General features: G+C 53.0%; 22 protein-coding genes. 14 read left to right on the top strand and 8 right to left on the bottom strand.

Annotation, left to right across the window (positions count from 1 at the left end):
• Positions 1 to 46 precede the first annotated feature (46 nt).
• Positions 47 to 2134: an alpha amylase C-terminal domain-containing protein gene (locus PREDE_RS03380; RefSeq protein ID WP_005843307.1), complete on the top strand. Its 2088-nt coding sequence runs from the start codon at positions 47 to 49 to the stop codon at positions 2132 to 2134.
• Positions 2135 to 2201: 67 nt separating this feature from the next.
• On the top strand, positions 2202 to 3359 hold the full coding sequence (locus PREDE_RS03375) for a DUF6057 family protein (protein ID WP_005843308.1): 1158 nt from the start codon (positions 2202 to 2204) through the stop codon (positions 3357 to 3359).
• Here the strand turns inward: PREDE_RS03375 and hisC are convergent.
• The 3 genes from hisC to hisG are packed head-to-tail and all read right to left on the bottom strand — an operon-like array spanning position 3335 to position 6598.
• Positions 3335 to 4393: a histidinol-phosphate transaminase gene (gene hisC, locus PREDE_RS03370; RefSeq protein ID WP_005843309.1), complete on the bottom strand. Its 1059-nt coding sequence runs from the start codon at positions 4391 to 4393 to the stop codon at positions 3335 to 3337. The two genes, PREDE_RS03375 and hisC, sit on opposite strands and share 25 nt — an antisense overlap.
• Positions 4394 to 4439: 46 nt before the next feature.
• Positions 4440 to 5738 carry a histidinol dehydrogenase gene (gene hisD, locus PREDE_RS03365; RefSeq protein ID WP_005843310.1) on the bottom strand — a complete coding sequence of 433 codons (1299 nt, stop codon included), beginning with the start codon at positions 5736 to 5738 and terminating at the stop codon, positions 4440 to 4442.
• Between the two features lie 8 nt (positions 5739 to 5746).
• Positions 5747 to 6598 carry an ATP phosphoribosyltransferase gene (hisG, locus tag PREDE_RS03360; protein WP_005843312.1) on the bottom strand — a complete coding sequence of 284 codons (852 nt, stop codon included), beginning with the start codon at positions 6596 to 6598 and terminating at the stop codon, positions 5747 to 5749.
• A 115-nt stretch (positions 6599 to 6713) separates the two neighbouring features.
• Here hisG and PREDE_RS03355 point away from each other — a divergent pair, with 115 nt between their 5' ends.
• A complete protein-coding gene (locus tag PREDE_RS03355) occupies positions 6714 to 7892 on the top strand; it encodes an MltF family protein (protein ID WP_005843314.1) in 1179 nt (392 codons plus the stop codon).
• 39 nt (positions 7893 to 7931) lie between these two features.
• Entirely contained in the window at positions 7932 to 8567 is a 636-nt protein-coding gene (locus PREDE_RS03350; protein ID WP_005843315.1) for a DUF3256 family protein, read from the top strand.
• 175 nt (positions 8568 to 8742) lie between these two features.
• Here PREDE_RS03350 and PREDE_RS03345 read toward each other — a convergent pair whose 3' ends face one another.
• On the bottom strand, positions 8743 to 9480 hold the full coding sequence (locus PREDE_RS03345) for a helix-turn-helix domain-containing protein (RefSeq protein ID WP_052308323.1): 738 nt from the start codon (positions 9478 to 9480) through the stop codon (positions 8743 to 8745).
• Between the two features lie 215 nt (positions 9481 to 9695).
• A complete protein-coding gene (locus PREDE_RS03340) occupies positions 9696 to 9941 on the bottom strand; it encodes a hypothetical protein (RefSeq protein ID WP_154648429.1) in 246 nt (81 codons plus the stop codon).
• A 55-nt stretch (positions 9942 to 9996) separates the two neighbouring features.
• On the opposite strand from PREDE_RS03340, the gene PREDE_RS03335 reads away from it, so the two are divergent.
• The 10 genes from PREDE_RS03335 to PREDE_RS14015 all read left to right on the top strand — a co-directional run bounded on the left by PREDE_RS03335 (position 9997) and on the right by PREDE_RS14015 (position 20764).
• A complete protein-coding gene (locus PREDE_RS03335; protein ID WP_005843320.1) occupies positions 9997 to 13422 on the top strand; it encodes a leucine-rich repeat domain-containing protein in 3426 nt (1141 codons plus the stop codon).
• A 15-nt stretch (positions 13423 to 13437) separates the two neighbouring features.
• Positions 13438 to 13644, top strand: a complete 207-nt coding sequence (locus tag PREDE_RS03330; protein ID WP_005843322.1) for a hypothetical protein — start codon at positions 13438 to 13440, stop codon at positions 13642 to 13644.
• Positions 13645 to 13914: 270 nt separating this feature from the next.
• Positions 13915 to 15165, top strand: coding sequence for an MFS transporter (locus PREDE_RS03325; RefSeq protein WP_005843326.1), 1251 nt, complete (start codon positions 13915 to 13917; stop codon positions 15163 to 15165).
• On the top strand, positions 15165 to 15764 hold the full coding sequence (locus PREDE_RS03320) for a UvrB/UvrC motif-containing protein (RefSeq protein WP_005843328.1): 600 nt from the start codon (positions 15165 to 15167) through the stop codon (positions 15762 to 15764). The genes PREDE_RS03325 and PREDE_RS03320 overlap by 1 nt, the downstream gene beginning before the upstream one ends.
• Positions 15761 to 16486, top strand: coding sequence for a 16S rRNA (uracil(1498)-N(3))-methyltransferase (locus tag PREDE_RS03315; RefSeq protein ID WP_005843330.1), 726 nt, complete (start codon positions 15761 to 15763; stop codon positions 16484 to 16486). The genes PREDE_RS03320 and PREDE_RS03315 overlap by 4 nt, the downstream gene beginning before the upstream one ends.
• Positions 16483 to 17811, top strand: a complete 1329-nt coding sequence (locus tag PREDE_RS03310) for a DUF4836 family protein (protein WP_005843332.1) — start codon at positions 16483 to 16485, stop codon at positions 17809 to 17811. The genes PREDE_RS03315 and PREDE_RS03310 overlap by 4 nt, the downstream gene beginning before the upstream one ends.
• Positions 17812 to 17815: 4 nt before the next feature.
• Positions 17816 to 18460, top strand: a complete 645-nt coding sequence (locus tag PREDE_RS03305; protein ID WP_005843333.1) for an ATP-binding cassette domain-containing protein — start codon at positions 17816 to 17818, stop codon at positions 18458 to 18460.
• Complete coding sequence (locus PREDE_RS03300) at positions 18457 to 19656, top strand: cell division FtsX domain-containing protein (protein ID WP_005843335.1); 1200 nt, start codon at positions 18457 to 18459, stop codon at positions 19654 to 19656. The genes PREDE_RS03305 and PREDE_RS03300 overlap by 4 nt, the downstream gene beginning before the upstream one ends.
• Before the next feature lie 35 nt (positions 19657 to 19691).
• Positions 19692 to 20591, top strand: a complete 900-nt coding sequence (locus tag PREDE_RS03295; RefSeq protein ID WP_015298431.1) for an RluA family pseudouridine synthase — start codon at positions 19692 to 19694, stop codon at positions 20589 to 20591.
• Between the two features lie 20 nt (positions 20592 to 20611).
• Complete coding sequence (locus PREDE_RS14015) at positions 20612 to 20764, top strand: hypothetical protein (RefSeq protein ID WP_005843338.1); 153 nt, start codon at positions 20612 to 20614, stop codon at positions 20762 to 20764.
• A 24-nt stretch (positions 20765 to 20788) separates the two neighbouring features.
• Here the strand turns inward: PREDE_RS14015 and PREDE_RS03290 are convergent, their stop codons facing one another.
• The 3 genes from PREDE_RS03290 to PREDE_RS03280 are packed head-to-tail and all read right to left on the bottom strand — an operon-like array spanning position 20789 to position 25459.
• Positions 20789 to 22291, bottom strand: a complete 1503-nt coding sequence (locus PREDE_RS03290; protein ID WP_005843340.1) for a DUF5687 family protein — start codon at positions 22289 to 22291, stop codon at positions 20789 to 20791.
• A gap of 34 nt (positions 22292 to 22325) precedes the next feature.
• The gene (locus PREDE_RS03285; RefSeq protein ID WP_005843342.1) at positions 22326 to 22934 is read right to left on the bottom strand and encodes a LolA-like putative outer membrane lipoprotein chaperone; all 609 of its coding nucleotides are present in this window, start codon (positions 22932 to 22934) and stop codon (positions 22326 to 22328) included.
• Positions 22935 to 22990: 56 nt separating this feature from the next.
• A complete protein-coding gene (locus PREDE_RS03280; protein ID WP_005843344.1) occupies positions 22991 to 25459 on the bottom strand; it encodes an FtsK/SpoIIIE family DNA translocase in 2469 nt (822 codons plus the stop codon).
• Positions 25460 to 25533 lie beyond the last annotated feature (74 nt).

Raw genomic sequence — 25533 nt, 5'->3', positions numbered from 1 at the left:
GCCCATCCGTAACAGCCCTATCGACTAACTTTTATCATGATACCCTATGGCAACAAAGAACTCCAAACCATCCACGTCTGCCTCTAAGCCGGCAGCAGCCAAGACCACCAATCGCAGGTCTCCTCGCCACATCGGCATCGTTGCTCATGATTCCTATCTCGAACCTTATGAGTCGGCCATCCGTGGCCGCCACGACCATGCGCTGTGGAAAATCAATCAATTGACGCAGAACGGCAAGCTGCCGCTTTCCGAATTTGCCAACGGCTACGAATATTTCGGACTGCACCGTAGCAGTCGTGGCGGCTGGGTATTCCGCGAGTGGGCGCCCAATGCCACCGACATCTATCTTGTGGGCGACTTCAACGGATGGGCGGAAGACGAAAAATACCGCTGCAAACGCATCACCGACTCCGGCAATTGGGAATTGAAACTACCCGCCAAAGCCATGAAACACGGCGATCTTTACAAGATTCATGTCAAGTGGAATGGGGGAGAAGGCGAGCGCATTCCGGCCTGGGCCCAGCGCGTGGTGCAGGACGAGCAAACCAAGATATTCTCGGCTCAGGTATGGGCCCCACAGGAAGTCTACGTCTGGAAAAAGCCCAAGTTCCGTGCCCAGAAGAATCCTTTGCTCATCTACGAATGCCACATTGGCATGTCGCAGGATGCCGAAAAGGTGGGCACCTACACCGAATTCAAAGACAATATTCTGCCCCGTATAGCCCGGGACGGCTACAATTGCATTCAGGTCATGGCCATTCAGGAGCATCCTTACTACGGCAGTTTCGGCTATCACGTCAGCTCTTTCTTTGCTCCCTCCAGTCGTTTCGGCACGCCCGAGGAGCTCAAGGCCCTTATTGACGCTGCCCATGGGATGGGCATTGCCGTCATCATGGACATTGTTCACTCCCATGCCGTAAAGAACGAGGTCGAGGGATTGGGCAATCTGGCCGGTGACCCCAATCAGTATTTCTATCCCGGTGACCGCCACGAGCATCCGGCTTGGGACAGTCTTTGCTTTGACTATGGCAAGGACGATGTCATTCATTTCCTGCTCTCCAACTGCAAATACTGGCTTTCAGAATACCACTTCGACGGTTTCCGCTTCGACGGTGTCACTTCCATGCTCTACTATAGTCACGGGCTGGGCGAGGCATTCACCAACTATGGTGACTATTTCAACGGTCACGAAGACGACAATGCCATCTGCTACCTCACACTGGCCAACTGTCTCATCCACGAAATCAACCCTTCGGCCATCACCATCGCCGAGGAAGTGAGCGGCATGCCGGGACTTGCCGCCAAGTTTGCCGACGGCGGTTACGGCTTCGACTATCGGCTGGCCATGAACATTCCCGACTATTGGATCAAGACCATCAAGGAGTTGCGCGACGAAGACTGGAAGCCCAGCAGCATCTTCTGGGAGGTCAAAAACCGACGCTCCGACGAGAAGACCATCTCCTATTGCGAGAGCCACGACCAGGCACTCGTGGGCGACAAGACCATCATCTTCCGTCTCATCGATGCCGACATGTACTGGCATTTCAAGAAAGGCGACGAGAACGATGTGGTACACCGCGGCATAGCCCTGCACAAGATGATACGCCTCGTCACGGCATCGGCCATCAACGGCGGTTACCTCAACTTTATGGGCAACGAGTTCGGCCATCCCGAGTGGATTGATTTTCCGCGCGAGGGCAACGGCTGGAGCTACAAGTATGCCCGCCGCCAGTGGAACCTCGTTGACAATCAAGAGCTTGACTATCACTATTTGGGCGACTTCGACCGCGAAATGCTGTCTGTCATCAAGAGCGAGAAGAACTTCAATACCACCCCCGTTCAGGAGATTTGGCACAACGACGGCGACCAGGTGCTGGCTTTCATGCGCGGCGATCTCGTGTTCGTTTTCAACTTTTCGCCCACCCGTTCGTTTGTCGACTATGGCTTTCTTGTGCCCACAGGCTCCTACAGCGTGGTGCTCAACACCGATGCCAAGGCCTTTGGCGGAAACGGACTGGCCGATGACAGCGTGACGCATCTCACCAACTACGACGAGCTCTACGCCAAGGATCACAAAGAGTGGCTCAAACTCTACATCCCTGCACGCTCGGCCGTGGTTCTCAGACGCAACTAAACTTTTCCGGGGGTGCCCGCGTTCAGGGCTCCCTCTTTCTTGTATAGACCAACCAATCAGACACGCAATGTTGTGGAACAGCAAGAATGGCGCAGTGGTCCAGCGACTCATCTGCGCCATTTTTTTCATTCTTTTTTCAGTTCTCTACCTCCAGAACTATCAGGACAGCATTCTGGCCGTCACCCAGCACGTGCTCTCTCACGGAGCCACCCACTACAACAGCATCGTCGGCACCGTGCTCATCACGCTGGTGCTGCAACTTGTTCAGGTGGGCGTCTGCGCCGGCACCCGGCTCCATGGGCAGTTCCATGCACTCACCTATTTTCCCTCGCTCTTGTTGCTGGCCATGCTCACCGATGTTTCTCCCCATATGGACATTGAGGGCTATCTGGGCCGTTGGCTGTGGCTGCTCCCCTTGCTCATCGTGGTATTTGTCGTCGCGGTGTGGGTGTGCCGCCAGTTCGACTTCCTCGAACAGGTGCCCAACAGCCGTTGCTCGCCTTTGCAAACGCTGTGGCTCAACATGCTCTTGATGCTTGTCATGACCTCTGCGACGAGTGCCGTCGGCTGTTCCGACAAGGTGTTTCACATGCGCATGCGCATGGAGAGCCACCTTTTGGCCGGGCGTTTTGCCGCCGCCACGGGCGTAGGCGTCAAGGAGGCAGCTACCGACAGCAGCCTCACCATGCTCCGCATCTGGGCCCTCTCCGAGCAGCATGCCTTGGGCGAGCGTCTGTTCGAGTATCCCCTGACGGGCCGGTCGGACGCCATGCTGCCCAACGGCGGTTCCGTCAAACTCATGATGGTGCCCGAGTCTCGGCTCTATCGTCACCTGGGCGTGGTCTTCCGGCAGAAGCTGCGGCCCGCCACCTATCTGGCCAAACTGCATGAAAAGCGGTGGGCCACCCCTGCCGCTCACGACTGGCTGCTCTGCGCCTGTCTGCTGGACAAGCGGCTCGACGACTTCGTCAGGCTTCTGCCGCGATACTATAAAGTGAACGCATCCTTGCCCAAACACTATCGCGAGGCCCTCACGCTCTACACCCATCTGCACGCCCATCCTTACATCGTCTACCACGAGGCCGTGATGGATGCCGATTATGACGACTATACCGAGCTCGAAGCCCGGTATGCCCATTCGCCCGAACGCTATGCCGCCTTACGCGACAGCTACGGCAAAACTTATTGGTTCTATTACGACTATCTTGCCCGTCGCGATTCCTGAGGATACTGCCGCAGTGCGCTCAGCAGCTCGGCATTCTCGCTCTTGGTGCCGACCGTCACGCGCAGACAGTTCTCGCAAAGTGTCACCCGGGTGCGGTTGCGCACAATGATGCCCTTGGCCACCAGATAGTCATAGATGGCTTGGGCATCCGTCATTTTGGCCAGAAAGAAGTTGGCATCCGTGGGATATACCGCCCGGCAGATGGGTAGTTCCCTGAAAGCTGCTGTCAGGCGGCCGCGTTCTTGCAGCAGCAACGTCACCCATTTCTCCACATCCTCGCGGCCGTTCAGGGCTTCAAGCGCCTGTTGCTGGGTGAGCAGGTTCACGTTGTAAGGGTACTTCACCTTATTAAACAGTTCCACACACTCCCTGCTGGCAAAGGCCATGCCCAAGCGGATGGCGGCGCAGCCCCACGCCTTGCTCATGGTGTTGAATACAATCAAGTTGGGATACCGCGCAATTTTTGTACGGAACAGTTCGGCCGACGAGAAGTCGCTGTAAGCCTCGTCCACCACCACCATGCCCTCAAACTCGCGCACCACCGTCTCGATGGCCTCCTGCTGCATGCTGTTTCCCGTCGGATTGTTGGGCGAGCAAATCCAGATTACCTTTGTGTTTTCGTCACAGGCATCCAGCAAAGCCCGGGCATCCATCTGATAGTGTTCGTCCAGCGGCACGGGCCTGTACTCCACATCGTTGATGTCGGCACACACGGCATACATGCCGTAGGTGGGTTCAATGGCCACCACGTTGTCGATTCCGGGGCGGCAAAACACGCGGTACACCAAGTCGATGGGCTCGTCCGACCCGTTGCCCAGGAAGATATTCTCGGCCGGCACTTTCTTGATTTTGGACAGTTGAGCCTTCAGTTCCCGCTGCAACGGGTCGGGATAGCGGTTGAAAGGCCGGTTGTAGGGATTCTCGTTGGCATCGAGAAACACATGCGCCTCGTGGCCGGAATATTCGTTGCGTGCCGAACTGTAGGGGGCCAGCCGCCAGATGTTGGGTCTGACCAGTGATTCCAAACTTTTCATCTTTTCGTTCTCCTTTGCTTTTTGATGGTGTGGCGGGTCTTTGGGGTCAGGCTTCCGGCTGTTGCTCCACGCGTTGCAATCGCAGCCGCATGGCGTTGGCGTGTGCCTCGAGCTGCTCGTTCTCGGCCATGCACACCACGGCCCGCCCGATGCTTCTCACGCCCTGTTCCGACAGATACTGGAACGTCACCTTGCGGTTGTAGCTGTCCAGGTTCACCCCATTGTAGGCCAGCGCATGCCCGTGCGTGGGCAGCGTATGGTTGGTGCCGCTGGCATAGTCGCCCGCGCTTTCGCAGGCCCACTTGCCCATGAACACGCTTCCCGCATTCACCACCTTGGCCGCCAGCTCCTCATAGTTGTCTGTAGCCAGGATGAGATGCTCCGGCGCATAGGCGTTGCTCAGGGCCATGGCCTCGTCTTCGTCGTGTACCAACACCAGTTTGGAGTTGGCGAGCGCCCGCTCGGCCATTTCCTTGCGGGGCAGCCGGCCCAGCTGCCGGTCTATTTCGGTCTTCACCCGTTCGATCGTCTCCTCCGCCGTGGTGATGAGCAACACCTGCGAATCGATGCCGTGTTCGGCTTGCGAGAGCAGATCGGCCGCCACGAATGCAGCGTTGCAGTGGGCATCGGCCACGATGCACACCTCGCTCGGGCCGGCCGGCATGTCGATAGCCACGTCGTGCAGGCTCACCTGCTGCTTGGCTGCCATCACGTATTGGTTGCCCGGTCCGAATATTTTGTACACCTTTGGCACGCTCTCCGTGCCGTAGGCCATGGCTCCTATGGCTTGCACGCCGCCCGCCTTGAAGATGCGGCTCACCCCGGCCACCCTGGCTGCAGCCAGTATGGCCGGGTTCACCTTGCCCTGTCGGTCGGGTGGGGTGCAGAGCACGATCTCGCGGCATCCTGCAATCCTCGCCGGCGTGGCCAGCATCAGCACCGTGGAAAACAGGGGGGCCGTGCCGCCGGGAACATAGAGCCCTACTTTCTCTATGGCGATGCTCTTCTGCCAGCAGTCCACGCCCGCCACCGTTTCTATCTTCTTTCCGGCAAAAGCCTGGGCTTCATGAAACTGGGCTATGTTGTGATGGGCCAGTTCGAGGGCGGCTTTCAGCTCGTCGTCCACAAGTGTCATGGCCTCGTCTATCTCGGCCTCGGTCACGGCCAGCGCGTCGAGCGACACGTGGTCGAACATCTCCTCGTATCGCTTCACGGCCGCGTCTCCGTGCTGTCTGACGTCGTCCAGCACGCTGCACACCGTGGCCTCCAGCTGCGACACGTCCAGGCGGGGCCGCTCCACAATGGCCGCCCATTCACTCTTTTGCGGGAATCTTATCGTGTTCATGTTTCTCGTCAAAGTATCATCTTCTCAATGGGCGACACCAGAATGCCCTGCGCCCCCAGGTCTTTCAGCTTGCCTATGATTTCCCAGAAGCGTTTCTCGTCGAGCACGGTGTGGATGGCACACCAGTCGGGGTCGGAAAGGGGGATGATGGTGGGGCTCTTCATGCCCGGCAGCACCTCGGTGATTTTCCGGATTTTGTCCTTGGGCGCATTCATCATCACATATTTCTTGTCCTGCGCCGAACGCACGGCCTCGAAGCGGAACAGCATTTCGTTCAGGATGCTGTGTTTCTCCTCGTCCATCTTCCAGTTGCCAATGAGCAGGGCTTCGCTCTGCATCACCACCTCCACCTCTTTCAGATTGTTGTGCACCAGCGTGGAGCCCGAGCTCACAATGTCGAAGATAGCATCGGCCAACCCGATGCCAGGGCTGATCTCCACCGAGCCCGTAATCACGTGAATGTCGGCCCGAATGTCGTTCTTGTTCATGAACCGCTGCAGAATGCCAGGGTAGGAGGTGGCTATTTTGCGGCCGTCGAACCACGACAGCCCCGAGTAGTTCACGCCCTTGGGGATGGCCAGCGACATGCGGCACTTCGAGAACCCCAGCCGCGATATGATGTGCGCGTCCTCCTGGTGCTCCTCAAACTCGTTTTCTCCCACCACGCCAATGTCGGCCACTCCGCTGGCCACGCTCTGCGGAATGTCGTCGTCGCGCAGGAAAAGCACTTCCAGCGGGAAGTTGGAACTCTGTACCAGCAGGGTGCGCTTGCTGGGATTCACCTTGATGTCTGCCTCGGCGAGCAGGTTCATTGTGTCGTCATAGAGACGGCCTTTGGACTGAACGGCTATTCTTAACATAGGGCCTTGAACTTGGATTGCTTTTTAATAATTATCTTAAAAATACGTGCAAATGTACGCTTTTTCGTGTTATTGTGCAATAAAAATAGTACTTTTGTGCCCAAATGATTCGAGTATGCGAGTTTTATACCCTGTATTTTCCCTGCTGTTCCTCTGCGTGGTGATGGCCTCCTGCACGGAGCAGTCACACCGGGAGACCACTCCCTGGGGCACCATAGTGGGCGAAGACTCGCTTCCCCAAACGGCTGCTTTCGGCCTGAACGACATTGTGAACAACGGCGAACTCATCGTGCTCACTCTCTCCGGTGCCGACACTTACTACGATTACCACGGGCGCAGCCTGGGCGTGGAGTACATGCTCTGCGAGCGGTTTGCCCAGTCGCTGGGGGTGTCGTTGCGGGTAGAGGTGTGCCGTGACACCACCGAACTGGTGCGTCGTCTCAGGCGCGGCGAGGGCGACATCGTGGCCGTGCAGCTGCCCCGCACGCTTCGGGGCGTGGCCTTTGCCGGAGCCCGCGTCGATTCGGCCCGCACGGCCTGGGCCGTCCAGACGGGCAACCGCGAACTGGCCGACACGCTCAACCGCTGGTTCCGGCCCGCCATGATGGCCGCCATGCAGCGCGAAGAGCGCTTCCTGCTCTCTACCAAGAGCATCCGCCGGCACGTCTACTCGCCCATGCTCAACCGTGCCGGGGGTGTCATTTCGCGCTACGACCATCTGTTCCAGCGGTATGCCGCGCTGGCCCGTTGGGACTGGCGGCTGCTGGCTGCCCAGTGCTACCAGGAGTCCACTTTCGATCCGCAGGCCCGCTCTTGGGCCGGGGCGTGCGGCCTTATGCAGATTATGCCTGCCACGGCCAGCCATCTGGGGCTCGACCAGGGCAGCCTCTTCGACCCCGAACACAACATTGCCGCCGCCGCCAAATACATACGCGAGCTGGGTGGTCTCTTTGCCGACGTGCCTGCTGCAGACCGCATCTACTTTGTGCTGGCCAGCTACAACGGCGGCCATTTCCACATCCGCGACGCCATGGCCCTGGCCCGGAAAAACGGGCGCAACCCCCATAGCTGGGCCGAAGTGGAGGAGTTTGTGCTCAAGCTCGGCACGCCGGCCGGCTACAACGACCCCGTGGTGCGCCACGGTTACATGCGCGGAGCGGAGACGGCCGACTATGTGTCGAAGATTCGGGCCCGCTGGGGACAGTACCGCGGCTCGGCCCGTGCAGGGGGCGGCAGCCGCGATTTCATGACCCAACCCGAGCGCGCCCGCCGCCGATACAAGTGGCATCTGTAGCCGCGCCCACACACTTCATCCCGACCATTCCTCAGAAACATGAAAAAAAAGATACTCCTTTTGTTGTCGCTCGCAGCCGCACTTCAGCTCCAGGCCAAGTCCATGGTGGAGCTGTGGAACGCCATGCCTGACTCCGTGATTCCCTACATCGACCGCAACCACAGGCTGGAGATGACCGAGTTTATCGGCATGGGACTCAGCGGCGACGTGGACAACGGCCTACAGGGCAAGAGCAAGATGGACACCATTACGGCCGACTACATTCGCCTCACGCTTAACGAGTCGATGGTGATGCAGCTCAAGCGGCTGCCCTCTGTCACGGGCGACTCCCTGCTCTGTGTGGTCAAGACGTGGCTGGCTCCCGAACCCGAGAGCGAGCTGACGCTCTACACGCAGGACTGGCAGCCCCTGGAGCAGCCACAGCTCGTGGGCGACCGCCCTTGGGCCGATTGGCGCACCGCACTTTGGACACGGCCCGACACCATGGCCGTGGCCGATTTTGACGCGCTGCGCACCGCCACAGGCTTGGTGCTTGTGGCCGCCACACTCGCACCGCAGACGGCCACAATCACCCTGCAGGGCACGGCCCCGGTGGCCCTTGCAGCCGACAAACCGCGTCTGAAGGCCGCCCTGCCGCCCCGCACCTTTACATGGGACGGGCGGGCATTCCGATGAAGCGGTCCTGCATTGACGGCAGAAACGCTTTTCTTTTACGGCGAAATCGCGTTGCGTTTACGGTGAAATCGAGCCGTGTTTACGGCGTTGTCGCAAGGCGACAACGCCGTAAACATTTGGCATCCATAAGGAAAAGGGAGGGCGAAGCCCATGGATCTGTCGCTTGTTGCCGGTATCAGATGGCGCCGCCCGTGCGGTAGGCGGTGGCCGTGCTACCCGTCATGCGCTTGAAAAACTTGCAAAAAGAGCTCACCGAGGGGAAAAAGAATTCGCCCGCCAGCACTTTCAGCGACTTGTGTGTCTGCTTCAGTTCCACCTGTATGGCTATGAGAAGCGCCCTGTCTATCCATGCCTTGGCCGTCTCGCCAGTCTCTTGACGCACGAGCATTCCCAGATAGTGAGGGGTGATGCACAGCTGCTGCGCATAGAATTCAAGCTCGTGCTGCTGCCGTGCATGGGCCACAACGAGCTTCATGAAGCTGTTGTTCAGTTGTCGGCGACGGGGAGAGAACCCCTCGGGCGGCACCACCTTTTTCTGATAAAGTGTCTCGATGAAATGTAGTGCAGAGGCAAACAGCGTTCGTACGGCGTTGCGGACGTCGATGCCCTGGTCCATCAACGTGACCAGATGGAACAGCGTTTCCAGGTAGTTGCAGAAGATGTGCAGCTCTGCCGGCTTGAGATGGACCTTGAAACACTGGGCTGGCAGCAGGAATGCCCGGGGAAGCTCGTCCCCAAAGATGTGCTTCATGTATGTCTCGTTCATGGCAATGCCGTCGAACTGGGCTTCCACAGAGAAATGGTCTTCAGTAATAATTGTGCCCCAGTTCATGAACAGCAGGTCGCCCTCTCCGCAGGGATAACGCCGGTTGTTGACGACCGGCGCGCAGGAGCCGCGACGAACGATGCCCACGCGCGCACACTACACGCGTGGATACATGGGGGGCCAGCATCGACTTGAAAAGCGCATTGCCACCTAGTAACACGGAATAGTTGTCATTCGCGAAATACTTGTCTGCAAATCCGTGTTCCCCATTGGCAATAGAATCTCTTATTTCTTGATAGGTCGTTACTGTGGTTTTTAGGTCTAAGTTCTCCTTGTCCATGTCGGTTTATCTTTGTGCTAATTTACGAAATATCTATTAGCGCAGCTCTGTAGTTTTGTTTTGTTAACACAATCGGTTTGTTATTAACATCAATTTTGCCAGAAAACGTACCTTGTTTGGAAAGAATATCAAAAAGAGAAAAGCCTTTGCCGTTATCGGAAACTATCAATCCCTTTTGGATAACGGCCCTGTCACGGGAATCTGTTACCTTTGTCCCGCCATTCAGAAATATGCCTCCAATCAATGGTTGAAAAACATAATCGGTCACAAAGACTGGTGTAGACGAAGAGATATTATAGATATAAATACAATTTATTATTAAAATGAAACAAGCAAAACAGTTGTTGTTAAGCCTGTTGTTTGTGGCATTTCCCGCACAACTCCTGGCTTACACATTGAATGAAATCGTAAGGAACGATGGAATTATCTATCAGGTGATAGATGTGGGTGCCAACAAATTGTCTTTCGTAGGCGTAGAAGACAACGTTAGTGGGCCCGTTACCATTCCTGCAACTTGGAGCGACGGCAAGGGCGTTACTTTTACCGTAACCAAAGTAGGAGGCAATGAAACTTTCTATTGCCGTAATATTACTGCGGTGACACTGCCCGAAGGGATCACGGAAATAGCATACTCTTCTTTCAGAGCCGCCCGCCTGACGACGTTGAACATTCCGGCTTCGGTGACCAAAATTGCCGACAATGTGTTCTACAGGGTGAATCAAATGCCATGGATTACCGTAGACCCGGGCAATACCAACTTCTCTGATGACGGCCACGGAGCACTCTACACGAATGACAAGACCGAGCTGTTTGCCGTGCCGTCCAATCCCGACAATCTTGACCCGGACGGCACCTACACGGTAAACACGGCAGTAAAGACCATCCATTCTGCGGCCTTCCTCAATACCAATGGAATGAAGAAAATGGTGCTGCCACCCAACCTGCAACATGCAAGAACCACATATCCAAGCTTCTCGCAGACCAACTCTCTGGAAGCCTACGAGATTGCTCCAGGCGGGTCGACCCTTTACACGGTCAATGCGGGCGTGCTGTTCTTGGGCCAAGCACTGGTTCAGTATCCGCGCAACAAGCCCACCAAGGACTACACGGTTCCCGATGGCATCACCGAAATTACGGGGCGTGCCATCGACATGGCCCAGAAAATGGAGAGCATCGTGATGAACCAGGTCACCAAATTGGGTGAGAACTCCATCAATGCCTGTCCGATACTGGAGACCGTAACCCTGCCCAAGGACCTTCAAATAGCCGGTACGCTGGGTGCCATTTCCAGTTGTGTGAAAATCAAAGAATACAAAACCGCTCCCAATTGTGTCAACTTTATTGCAGAAGACGGGGTGGTGTACAGCAAGCCCAACAAGGATTTTCTCTACTTCTTCCCACCGTCAAAGCCCATCGCCGAGGGAAATTACACCATCCCATCTTCTGTAAAAACGGTAGGAGACTTTGCCTTTTCTTCCAACCGCTATATCAAGCATTTGACCATTCCCGGCAATGTGGAAACCATCAAAAAGCAGGCTTTCGGCGGGTTCAGTGAACTGCTCACTGTTACTTTTGAGGAGCCTTCCAGCACTTCTACAATAGGAAGCGGTGCCTTTGGCTGGAATCCCAAGCTCCAGGAAGTGACCCTGCCATCGACATTGACGGAGCTGAACCTTATCTTTACGGATTGCAAGGCTTTGGAAACCATCAATATAGCCGCTAATTCCAAGTTGAAAACCATCAATAAAGGCGTGCTCCAGACCGTGAGCAATCTGAAACACTTCAACTTTTTGGGCGCATGCGACCTCGAGACTATAGAAGACGGTGCATTCCAAGACCTGAAATTTTTGGAGAGTTTTGCGTTCCCCAAAGGTGTCAAAACCATTGGTACCAATGCTTTCCAACGTTGCGAAAGAATGAAGACGGCCACTTTCGACGACGATGCAGTCATTACAACCATCAAGGCCGGCGCCTTGGCCGACTGCGGTCTGACCGCCATCAGCATCCCCAACAGTGTGAAGACGCTGGAGAAAGAGGCGTTTCGCGGCTGTGCTGCACTGACCGAAGTGAATCTTTCCAAGAATGTGGAGAGCATCAGTTCTGAAACTTTCAAGTATTGTGAAAACCTGACCGACATCAATGTCCACAAGGAGAACACCAATTATTCAAGCATCGACGGCTACCTGCTGTCCAAGGACAAGCTGACGCTCATCCTCTTCCCGCACGGAAAGGCCAACGACCGCTTCACGCTGCTGCCTCCTTCCATCACCAAGATTGGCGACTATGCCTTCTACGAGTACACGGGCCTGAAGAATGTGGTAATACCCAACAAGGTGGCTTCCATCGGTGAGCGCGCTTTCAGTCTCTGTAAGAATCTGAACACGATTACGTTCCTTTGCGACTTGATGATCGACCCGGCCAACATCAACCAAGAGGACAACAAGCGCAGTTTCGACAACGGTTCGTCTGGAACGACGAACATGCCTGCCAACATCGACATCTATGTGCGCAAGAATCTGCTGGGCAATTACAACGCTTCGACGTTCTATCAGCAGTTCAAGAGCCGCAACACCTCTTTCACAGAGAACCATTTGGAATACATGCCGGTATCGGACAACAGCGTGGATCTACTGGACGTGCGCAGCACAGACTATACTTTCATTGTGCCCGAGATCGTGGCACACGCCGGGAAAACCTACAGCGTCAACCTGATTGGCGACTATGCTTTCCAAAACACGACCAGTGCCGTGCAGGAGGTTGTGGTGAAAAAGAATGTGGAATACATCGGTGCCAAGGCTTTCAAGACCGATATCAATGCCAACACATCTACGATAAAGAACGTGTTTTTCCTGGCTTCCAATCCTACCAAACGGATGTTGAGCACCACCCGCTTCGAGCTGGACGAGACCAATGAAAACTACAACGAGTTTGCCCCGACAACGAAAATCTATGTCAAGAAGTCGGCCCTGCCCACTTACCAGATGCAGTGGCACAAGCAGGTGTACGACTCGGGCACGCACGGATACCAGGAGAGTCAGTTCAACTTTACCGGCCAGCTTTCCTATCAGATTCCGGGCATCGAGATTACTCACAAGTATGGCAGCTTTGCCCGCGAGTTTGATACAGACCTCAGTGTGTACAAAACCGAGAAAGGAAACGGCGACATGGGCGCATTCGTGGCCAAGGTCGGCGAAGTGAAAGAGGGCCCCGGCGACTACGGAAACGCAACCTACATGGTGAAAATGACGAGTGTGGACATGAATGGCGGCTATACCGGGAGCTACGGTTACGTGCCGGCCTTCACCGGCGTGCTGCTGAAAGTGCTTGATCTGAATGCTACGCCCGCCGACTTCTACTATGCCATCGGCGAGCATGACGATGTAAGCTATGACGTGACCAACGACATCATGCACGGCATCACTGTGAATAGTCAGACGGTGGCAGCCTCCATGACCGATCCCATCTACGTGATGTCGAAGAACAGCGGTATCTTCAAGAGGAGAACTTCACCGCTGCCCAACTTCCCCGTCCACAAGGCCTACGCCAAGATCCCGGGTGTACCGGCAGGTGTCAAGATTCAATTTATCACCGATGACGAGGAGCTGACGCCGACTGGTATTGAGGTGGCAGACGGTCTGGATACCAAACAAGATGAAGATGCAGCCTGTTACAATCTCTATGGCCAACGCATCGAAAAGCCCACACGCGGTGTATATATCCATCAGGGCAAGAAGATTATTGTCAAATAACAAGAAGAAACCATTATGATAAGAAAGACATATATGACTCCGATGGCCGAGAAAATCTACCTTTCGGCAGAACAAGTAATGATTACGGCAAGCCCTGGTGTCTCCAATGATGAGTTCGATCCGGACGATGACGAGGTTGGCGCCAAGAGGAATTCGTTCTTCGATATGGAAGACGGGAACGGCTATACGGCCTATCCGCGCTTCTCTGCCTGGGACGATTGACCTACCCCTGTCACCTGCCGCTGTGGATTCAGCGGAGGTGCATGGCGGTAAAAGTCTGGCAGGGAACCCAAACCCCCAACTGTAGTTCAAATGTGAACACTACATTCCTATTTTAATAATATGCTCTTGACGAAAGGGGAAATTGCACGGCAATGCAATTTCCCCTTTCCTTATTTTACCTTTGCCCCGACTTCAACTTTTTCCTGCAACCGGCATGAAATTCGATTATTTTGTGTAAGTTTGCAGCATGAATTCTAAAAAGAATACAGAATGAATCTGAAAGTGCGTTTGGCCCTGATGAATTTCCTGCAGTTTGCAGTGTGGGGCGCCTACCTGACTTGTATGGGAATCTACTTGAGCAGCATCGGTATGGCCTCCCATATCGGTCCTTTCTTTGCCATGCAGGGCATTGTCTCTATCTTCATGCCGGCCCTGATGGGCATCGTTGCCGATCGGTGGATTCCGGCACAGCGGTTGCTGGGCTTCTGCCACTTGGCGGCAGGTCTGTTTATGTTCGCAGCCGCATGGTATGGACACAGCACGGGAACCAACGCTGCGTTTGGCATTCTGTTTACCCTTTATTCTCTGAGTGTAGCTTTCTATATGCCCACGCTGGCCCTGTCGAACTCGGTGGCTTACAATGCGCTGGTGCAACAGAATATGGACACCGTGAAAGACTTTCCTCCCATTCGCGTGTTTGGCACCGTCGGTTTCATCTGTTCCATGTGGTTTGTAGACCTGATGGGGTACAAGTCGACGGAGATGCAATTCGTGGTGAGTGGCGTGTTAAGCATAGTGCTTTTTCTCTACACGTTCACCTTGCCCGCCTGTCCCATTTCGCACGACGGCGGGAAGAAGAGCCTGGTCGATGCATTGGGACTGCGTGCTTTCACGCTGTTCCGCCAGAAGAAGATGGCCATTTTCTTTGTCTTTTCCATGCTACTGGGCGTGAGTCTACAGATAACCAACGGCTTTGCCACTCCGTTTATTGAGAGCTTTGCCAGCATGCCAGAGTATGCCGACACTTTCGGCGTGAACCATTCGGTGATACTCTATTCCATTTCGCAGGTTAGCGAGACGCTGTGCATCCTGATGATACCTTTCTTTATGAAACGCTATGGCATCAAGAATGTGATGCTGATAGCCATGTTTGCATGGGTGTTGCGCTTTGCACTGCTGGGTGCCGGCAACCCGGGATCGGGTGTATGGATGTTCATTGCCTCCATGATTATCTATGGTGTGGCTTTCGACTTCTTCAACATATCGGGGTCGTTATTTGTAGATAAGGCAGCCGATCCCAAATTGCGCTCGTCGGCCCAAGGCCTGTTCATGCTGATGACCAACGGTCTGGGTGCCACCATCGGGTCGTTTGCCGCCCAAGCCGTGGTGGATGTGAACACCGTGAACAACATCACGGCATGGCAACCCTGCTGGTACACCTTTGCAGCATACGCCTTGGGGGTAGGCTTTTCCTTTGCTCTGGTATTCCGACCCAAGAAAGAGGAGGTGGCAGTCGACTGATGGCAAGGGTTAGACTCATATTCAAAAGCGTCTCCGAGATTGTCGGGTCAAAAGAGCTGGGGCTGCTGGTGCTGACTGACAGTGCCGAACAGCGTCAGGTGGCTGTGCCATGCGACAAACGCATACTGGAGGAGTTCGGCATGCGCCTGGGACATCGGAGGAACACCGATAAGATGTTGCCTGAAGTGTTGCAGAACCTCATCAAGTGGCAAACAGACCTGTCTCTGGAAATCCACATCGACTCTCTGCACGACGGGCGATACCAGGCCGTGCTGAGCAATACCGATACTTTGGAAGAATTGCCGCTCTATGCCACGGATGCCGTCCTGTTGCTGTATCTGAGCCGGGGAGACATACCCGTGCTCATGGACGAGGGATTGTTTGCCCGTCAGAGCACAGTCTACGACCGTGAGTCAACGGGAGTTCCCCTGCCTGTCAACACGATCAACGATGAAATGTTGCAGCGTGCACTCGAAAAAGCCGTGAAAAACGAGAACTACGAGATGGCCTCACACTTGCGCGATGAACTGAATCGCCGAAAGCAGCAACAGACAAGTCGAAAAAACGACGGGGCCACAGAAGACAAACAACAAGCATGAAAGAAGCCAGATATTTCTATGTGCCTCATGCAGACCAGTCGTCCGAGCTTCCCGCCGACGAGACACATCACGCCGTCCGCGTGCTGAGACTGCAGCGTGGCGACGAGTTCTTTCTGATGGATGGGGCGGGAACCATCTATCGCGCCGAAGTGACGCTGGCTTCGGGCAAGCACTGCATGTATAAAATAGTGGAGGCGCTTCCCCAAAGCAAGACATGGAACGGACACATCCATTTGGCCATCGCGCCCACAAAAATGATGGAACGCATGGAATGGATGATGGAGAAGATAACAGAGATAGGGTTTGACGAAGCCAGTTTTCTGAATTGCAAATTCTCTGAGCGCAAGGAACTCAAACTGCCTCGACTGGAGCGCATCGTGGTGTCGGCTGTGAAACAGAGCCGCAAGCCTTGGATGCCCCAGTTGAATGGATTGATGAGTTTTTCCGATTTCATCCGTCAGCCACGGCAGGGGAAAAAATGGATTGCCCATTGTTATCAGGAAATCGAACGAGAAGACCTCTTTGACCAACTGCAACAAACGGCCCCTAACGAGGCCGTAACCATACTCGTGGGGCCTGAAGGAGACTTCTCGACGGAGGAGGTGAGGCTGGCCATGGAACATGGCTACGAACCCGTGAGCTTGGGCAACAGCAGACTCCGCACCGAGACTGCGGGAATGATGGCTGTGTCCATGAGCCAGATTGCAAAACGTAAATCATGAAAAAAATAGCTTATCTTGTCGTAACCATATTGGCTGCGATGTTTTCTTCGTGTTCGGACAGCGACTATCTGGATGCCATTCCCAGCGAAAGTATTCTCCTCATTTCGATGAATACAGCAAAACTAAGCGGTGCCGGCAGCCAGACGTTGCTGAAAACGTTGCTCCACATCTCGAATCTTGACCATACAGGGATAGATCTTTCGGCCAACCTTTTCTTTTTTGAAGATGCACAGGGAAATCTTGGTCTCTGTGCCAAAATGGAGGATCCCGACAAACTGGGAGGACTCTTGAAGAAAGCCGGGCTGGACATAGTGATAAAAAGAGACTGTCAGTTCGCAGCCCTGCCCAATCAATGGATAATAGGTTATACGGACAAGGCTGCCCTGCTCATGGGACCGGTGCTGGCGGAAGCACGGGAAGAGATGATGGGACAGATGGCCAAGTATCTGAAGGCCGACGAGGAGAATGGCATCCGTCACACACCTATATATAATAAGGTGGACTCTATCAATGCGCCTATGGCCATGGTATGCGAAGCCCGCGCACTGCCCGAACAGTTTGTAGCTCCCTTTACGCTGGGAGCCCCAAAGGATGCAGACCCCTCGCAGGTTTTAATTGCCGCAACGCTGGAGGTGAAAGACGGCTGTCTCTGGATGAGCGGAGAGACCTTTTCTTTCAACAAACGCATTAACGAGGCCCTGCAAAAGGCCACAAAGACTTATCGCCCCATAGAGGGGAAATACATCGGCACGATGTCCGACAAAGATGCCGTGGGTATGTTTCTGAACGTAGACGGCAGACAATTTATTGAGTTGATGCGTCGGAACCGAGGACTGAAGACCATGCTCTCGGGCATCAATTCGGCTATCGACATGGACAATATCATCAAAAGTATTGACGGTGACATGACCATTATCACCCCCTCATTGGGGAGCGACAGCTTCCAACTCATGATGGCGGCCCAGCTGAAACATGCAGATTGGCTGGCAGATGTGGATTACTGGAAGCAGAGCGTCCCCCAAGGTGGCTTCATTGGCGACTGGGGACGTGACTGTTATTATTATCATGGTGACAAGACCAACTACTATTTTGGTGTGACCGACGACAGGCAATATATGAGCGGAGGAAGCAAGGAAGCTGCCTTGCAGAGCATCAGGACGGCAGCTACCCCGATGGCCCAGACGCTGCAGAATAAGATAAAAGGGCAGAAGTTGGTGATGGTCATCAATCTCGCGGCTATGCAAGGAAGCAAGGCACAAGCTGTGACCTCCTTGTTGAAACCTATGTTCGGGCAGCTCAACACCATTGTATATACACTGAAATAGAGAGATGGACAGGATTCATTTACAGAAGGTTATCCCACAAGTATTCTCGCAGCGTGAAGATTTGGTGTCGGAGGTGTGGAACCATAACGTGACCTTTGACAAGGGAAAACTCTATTTGGTCGAGGCTGAATCGGGAAAAGGCAAGAGTACCTTTTGCAGCTATATCCTGGGTTACCGGCGCGATTACAGTGGAGCGGTGCTGTTTGATGAGCGCAACACCTCTGACTTCCGCGTATATGACTGGGTGAGAATGCGTCGCACCCACATCAGCTACCTCTTTCAGGAACTGAGATTGTTTCCCGAACTCACGGCGATGGAGAATGTGCAAATCAAGAATAAGCTCACCGGATTCAAAACAGAAGCTCAAATCATGGATTGGTTCGATAGGTTGGGGATAGGTGACAAAGTGGATGCCAAGATAGGACGAATGTCGTTTGGACAGCAGCAACGCGTGGCCCTGATTAGGGCTTTGGTGCAGCCTTTCGACTTCATTCTGGCGGATGAGCCCATCTCGCATCTGGACGACAACAACTCGCGCATCATGGGAGAAATCATGATGGCAGAGGCCAAAGCGCAAGGAGCGGGGGTCATTGTGACGAGTATTGGCAAGCACATGAACCTGGACTACGAAAAGACATTGAAGTTATGAAACTGGTTTGGAAGTTATTGAGGCAGCATATCAGCATACCGCAGTTGGCCGGATTCTTCTTGGCCAACCTGTTTGGCATGCTCATCGTGTTGCTCGGGTATCAATTTTACAAGGACATGATGCCAGTGTTCACGGCAGAAGACTCGTTCATGAAGACCGACTATGTAATACTGAGCAAGAAGATTGGTACGGGAAATACCATCTCAGGGCGAACCAACACCTTTTCCGTTTCGGAAGTTGACGAGCTGGAGCAACAACAGTTTGTCGATAAAGTGGGCAAGTTCACCTCCACAGAATACAAGGTGGATGCCCACATGGGGGTGAATGGAACCGATGTGCTCAATTCCGAACTCTTCTTTGAGAGCATCCCAGACGAATTTGTAAAGGCCTCGCCACGTATCTGGCGCTATAAGCCGGGGGCCACAGAGGTGCCCATTATCCTGCCCCGCACCTATATAGCCATGTATAACTTCGGGTTCGCCCAAAGCCGTTCGCTGCCCAAAATCAGTGACGGGCTGGTGGGCATGATAGACTTCGACATCTTTGTGCAGGGGAACGGACACAAGGGAAGGTTCAATGGCAAGGTCATTGGCTTCTCCAGCAGACTGAACACTATCCTTGTGCCGCAGGCTTTCATGGACTGGAGCAACGGCTATTTTGCCCCCGACAGCCACTCTGAACCAAGCCGACTTGTGATGCAGATGGCCAATCCTGCCGACGAAACTGTAGCCAAATATATCGACAAAAAAGGCTATGAAGTGGAAGATGACAAGCTGGAAGCCGAGAAAGCCACTTACTTTCTGAAGATGATGGTGTCGATGGTCATGGTGGTGGGACTGGTGATTTCGTTGCTGAGCTTCTATATTCTCATGCTGAGCATCTATCTGTTGGTTCAGAAAAACTCTTCCAAACTGGAAAACCTGCTACTTATTGGCTACAGCCCTGGCGAGGTAGCCCGACCCTACCAACTGCTCACTATTGGCCTGAATGGGGGAGTGCTGCTCATGGCCTGGCTGGCACTCTATGCAGTGAGAGACTATTATATGAACATCATCGAGACTCTTTTCCCAGAGATTGATGGTAGCGGCATGGCCCCGGCATTGGCACTTGGCATCATCCTTTTTGTGTTGGTGAGCATTTGCAACATCTTTGTCGTTCGCCGTAAGATTGCCCGTATTTGGAAACGGAAAGAGTAGGATTACATCCAGACAAGACAGAAAGAAAAAACATGATGAAAGCAAACAACAGCGAACAGGGGCAATACAGCCACTATGTCGTGGATAAAGAATCGCCTCTGCTGGAATGGCTTCTGGCCCATGTGGGTCTCAGCCGTTCCAAAGTGAAAGCGACCCTCCAAGGACACGGCATCCGAGTGAATGGGAAATTCATCACGCGCCATGACTATCCGCTGAAGCCCGGCATGAAGATTGCCGTAAGCAAGACGAAACGCAACGAGACGCTGAAAAGCCGATATGTGAAGATTGTCTACGAAGACAACTATCTGGTTGTAGTGGAGAAAGCTGTAGGCATTCTCTCGATGGCAGCAGGGCACAGCAGTCTGAATGTCAAAACTGTGCTTGATGGCTACTTCCATCAGACCAATCAGCCCTGTCAGGCTCATGTAGTACATCGGCTGGACCGGGAAACGAGCGGACTCATGATTTATGCCAAGGATAAGAAGACGGAGCTTTCACTCGAAGCTGACTGGCATCGCACCGTCTACGACCGACGTTACGTGGCCGTGCTCTCGGGCAGGATGGAAGACCGTGAAGGAACTATTGCCAGCTGGCTCAAGGACAACAAGGCCTACTTCACTTATAGTAGTCAGGTGGAGAATGGCGGTAAATATGCTGTAACCCATTTCTATGTGCTGGACGAATCGAAAGAATATTCGCTTGTGGAATTCAGACTGGAGACAGGAAGGAAGAACCAAATCCGCGTACATGCTGCTGAGATGGGACATCCAGTATGTGGCGATATGAAATACGGCAATGGCGACGATCCGATTGGCCGGCTCTGTCTGCATGCCTATACGTTGTGCTTCTATCATCCCGTGACACACGAATCCATGGAGTTTCAGACCCGAATCCCCCAAAACTTCCAGCAACTCTTCCTACACACGAACAAGTAAAAGACGCTTCCTAAAAGAATATGGACTCTAACTTCAGCTATTATCTCTCTGCACTCATTGCCATCATCATAGGCATCGTTATTATTAAAAAGGTGACGAGCTGTCTGTTCAGATTGGTGTGCACGGCCATCATCATTGCTATACTGGTCTGGATATACTTTGCGTTGACCTGATTCGAAGTCTGAGTGTGGGCCTTTCTACTTGCGAAAGGACTCCAAATTGGCATATCGACGCAACATCATTCGCCGATAGATGCTGCGAAGCCACCACCGATGGGTAGAAATAAAGCCCAGGCCAATAGCCATCATGACTAACCAGGCGTAGACTGGACTCACCACTAACTCCAACACGCTGATGATGACCATGGGCACCAAGAAAGCGAGAATTTCGCCAACAATCTGAATGTAATTGGTCTCGATGCCGCCCTTGCCCACAAAGTTTTCGTTCATGGGAATGCTCTTGTTGTTGTAGACAGCAGCCTGCATGAGCAAGCAATATTGGAAGCCTGCAGTGAAAGCTGCGTAGGACAGCAGCATCAGAATGCTCCATTTGCCTACAAATACCATGGGGAGCATAAGCACAAAGGGCAACAGAAGCAATGAGCAGAAAAAGTAATACTTGGCTGTCAGCAATTTGAGAAGCTCTTCATGATGTATCATGAGCAAGTCCATATAGTTGCCTTCGTAGCCCATAATCTTAATCAACAGGACTACTCCGAAAATTGCAAAATTGTAGAAACACCAGAAATTAGTCATGGTAGCAGTGTCGTAGACATCTGTCAGGACAATAATGAAGCTGATGAAAATAACCACGGCAGTCGCTATCAGAAAACTCTTTCTCGGATTTCTGTTGCGCAGCAAAGACTTGATTTCAATCTTAATATATTCTCCCAATACATCAAAATGCTCCAAAAAAGAAAAGCGACTGACGTGCTTGAGTGTAGAAGTCTGCTGACGCCCCAATTCTTTCCAGACCTGCTGATACTGCAATCGACGGTTTATCATGAACAGGGTGGTCAGCAAGGCCAAAACAACGACGTGGGGAATGATATTTCCGTGCTCCAATCCTGTTCCGGTATGGGCATAGAATCTAAAAAAGGAGGCCCAGTTGCCCGGAAGAAGAGGGAGGGCGACAAGGGCGGTGACACCCATAGGCAGCAACCACCATAACGGATGAGAGATAATCAACGTGCGTGCAATGGAATACCATTGGCTGTCTGCCAGAAACAGCAGATAATAAAGAAGCAACAGAGACAAAGCCGGAAACGGCCCATAGCCAAAGATTACAGACATGAGACAGAAAGGAACCAACAGGACAAACCAAAGCAGATTGCCCCAACTCAAGAGGGAATTAATTAGAAACGTGTCTATGCAGACGAAGCGTGGAATGGGCAACAGGATGTAGGGGCGGATGAGCTGAACCGGTGTATGCTGAACTACGAAGCGCCCCCAAAAGTCAAGCATGATGATAATGGGGGAGGCTCCCATGATAAACTCGACAGCTGTATATCTGCTGGATGCGTTGGCCCCAAGAGACAGCATGACGGCAAACATCAGCAGGTAGAGCACCATGAATGTCATCATAAAGCCTAACAACCATTTGGCAGTCTTGTTTGACTCGAAGATAGCATCACGACGCTCGGAGATCCGACGATGGTGACGCAGTATGCAGAAGAGCTGATAGAAAGATAAATGGGACATGGTGACGGGTTGAAGTGGGAAACTGGACGGAGGCTTATCTCAGGTCGATGACTTCGGCCGAGGGGAAGTCCTTGGCCTTGAATACAAACAGTTCATTGGACAGTTTGCCGGTGCGGAAGTTGGAGATGGATATAGTCATCCATTTCTGCCCCTCGCGCATCTTGATGGTGCTTGGCTTATAGCTACGACTGTCGATAGTCAGAAAAACTTCCTGCACCGAGCGTTGTTTGTTTTGAGCCACCATGTGAACCTGATAGTTTGTACCCTTTTGGGTCATGCTGAGTGCATAGCCATTCTTATACATCGTGATGAACGTGTAGGGATTCATGCGCATGCGCTGGGCCTCGGTTGGCGTGGTGACATTTACCTCATTGGTAGACTTGAGATAGGTCCACTGTGTCTTTCCATTATACCAGACCGTAGCGTCACCGGTATGGGCGTAAAACTTATTGCCCTTGATGGAAATGGTACTAGAGGCAGAACTTATTTTGGTACCCGAAATGCTGAAATTGGCCGTGGCACCGCCGCGGTTGCCCACGATGGATGCCGTTTTGTCCAACACCTTTCGCGCCTCTTCTGCCCGCTGGGCAAACGTGCTCAGTGTTATGAAAGACAACAAAATCAATAAATATGTTTTCTTCATATCATCATCTTTTTAAAAGAATGTATTATAGATTGTGAAACAGTTCTCAAGCGTATTTAGTTACCATGAATCTGATTCAGCAGCACATTCAGGCTGTTCTCATCAGTAATGAGCACTTCGCGTGGCTTGGAGCCTTGGGCGGCTCCCACGATACCGGCGCTCGCCAACTGGTCCATGAGGCGGCCGGCACGATTGTAGCCAATGGAAAAACGCCGCTGGATCATGCTGGTAGAGCCCTGCTGAGAGATAACGATGGCGTGGGCAGCTTCATCGAAGAACGGGTCGAGGCTCTTGGAATCGGTACCTCCGGCGGCTCCTCCCATCCCGCCATTATTGTCGTCGGGTTCGGGCAACTCCATAGAATCGACAGGGCCCGGCTGCCCGGCTATGTAGTCGTTCACAGCCTCAATCTCCGGTGTGTCGATAAAAGCACACTGGACGCGCACCGGCTCTCCACCCGCCAGGAACAACATGTCGCCACGACCCACCAACTGGTCGGCCCCCGTACAATCGAGAATGGTACGAGAGTCTATCTGGGAAGTAACGCGGAAAGCCATGCGACCGGGGAAATTGGCCTTGATGTTGCCCGTGATAATCTTGGTGGTGGGACGCTGGGTGGCAATAATCATGTGGATGCCCACGGCACGGGCCAGCTGGGCAATGCGCTGAATGGGAAGTTCAATCTCCTTGCCGGCTGTCATGATGAGGTCGCCAAACTCATCAATAATCACCACGATATAAGGCATATAGTCGTGCCCGTCTGTCAGTCTGAGGTGATGATGAATGTACTTGTCGTTGTACTCGTCTATTTTCTTAACCTGGGCCTTTTTCAGCAAGTCATATCGATGATCCATCAATTTACAAAGAGAATTCAGCGTGCGCACCACCTTTTGCACATCTGTGATGATGGGCTCGTCTTCGTTCTCGGGCAAGGCCGCCATATAGTGAGGCGTGATTTTATTATAGATGCTGAACTCTACTTTCTTAGGGTCGACCAATACAAACTTGAGCTCGTTGGGATGCTTTTTGTAAAGCAAGGAAGAGATGATGGCATTGAGAGCTACAGACTTGCCCTGGCCCGTGGCACCGGCTACAAGCAGGTGTGGAATCTTCGCCAGGTCGACCATGAACACCTCATTGGTAATGGTCTTGCCCAAAGCCATGGGAAGAGACATCTTGGTGGTCTGGAACTTTTTGGTGTTGAGCACACTCTCCATTGACACAATCTGCGGATTCTTGTTCGGCACTTCAATGCCAATGGTTCCCTTTCCCGGAATCGGCGCTATAATACGAATGCCCAAGGCCGAAAGGCTTAAGGCTATATCTGCCTCAAGTCCGCGAATCTTACTGATGCGGACACCCTCGGCCGGCGTTATCTCGTAAAGGGTGATGGTGGGGCCAACCGTAGCATTGATTTTGCTAATCTTGACTCCAAAGCTGTTGAGTACCTCTACAATGCGTGCGTTGTTGGCCTTGATTTCATCCATGTCAATGACTGGTTTGTTGTTGTATTTCTTCAACAACTCGCAGGTAGGGAACTTATATTTGGTGAAAGGTTCCCAAGGATTGATAGGGGTATCCAGACGGTCATCGCCCGCAAGAACCTTGCCTGCCGCCAAATCTTCAGAGTGAACAGCATCGACCACAAGTTGATTCTCTGGCTCGGAGGAGGAATGCCCTGCATTGACAGCAGCCGGATCAAGTGAAGCGACATTGGCAGCCGGTTCCTTGTGGGCTTGGGCCATGTCGGTGAGATCGACCACTGTGGGAGATACTTCGGCGTCAGACTGAGCGTCTCCCTCCTGTTCGCCGTCATCTTGCACCTCAAATATATCGTCTGCAGACTGATGCTCCTCGGTATGCTCGTGGTTGGTGACAGTCAGTTTCACCTTATCCGTAATATACCTTACGGGGTTTATGGCCTTGCGAATCACTTCTATTGTCTCCGCACTCAAATAGGTCAGGAATGCAAGTGCCACGATAAGCAATACGGCTGTGAGGCCCGGAGGCCCTATCAGATTCTCCAGCTTCTGAACGCAAAAAAGACCGTGATTGCCACCTGGATTGTAAACTTGGTTGCTCATGAAAGGGGTTACGAACTTGGCAAAAGTTACAGATGTCCATACCATAACCAAAGCCATGCCGAAGAACCACTTCAGCAGATTCATCCGATATGCCCGCATCAGCTGAAGCGAGACCAGCAGTAAGAAAGCCGGAATGAGAAAAGAGGGCAACCCAAAATTGGCAGTAATCAGAAAATAAGACAGCAAGGCACCAAGTGAACCGCAATAATTGGTAAACTCATGATTCGTATTAGTCCATTCGCCCGGGCGCATTCCCTCAAGCATGCTTTGGTCAGCCTGCCCCGTTGAGAGATAGGACACCATGGCAATAACCATGTAAATGGCAAATGCCATTAGTAGAAGTCCTAAAAAGAAGTCTGTGGTCTCATTGCCCCATATATTCCGTATGCCGATGGCTTCGCCAAAATTCTTTGTCCTACGCCCGCTTTTCTTTCTTGCCATTCTCAATTTGAAACTACTGATTCTCCTTGCAAAATTAATGGATTTTCGTCGAATTGCAAAACAAAATCAGGCAT

The organism is Prevotella dentalis DSM 3688 (assembly GCF_000242335.1).
Lineage (GTDB): Bacteria > Bacteroidota > Bacteroidia > Bacteroidales > Bacteroidaceae > Prevotella > Prevotella seregens.
Note: the sequence above shows the minus strand (reverse complement) of the source record. Positions and strands in the feature narration are given on the sequence as shown.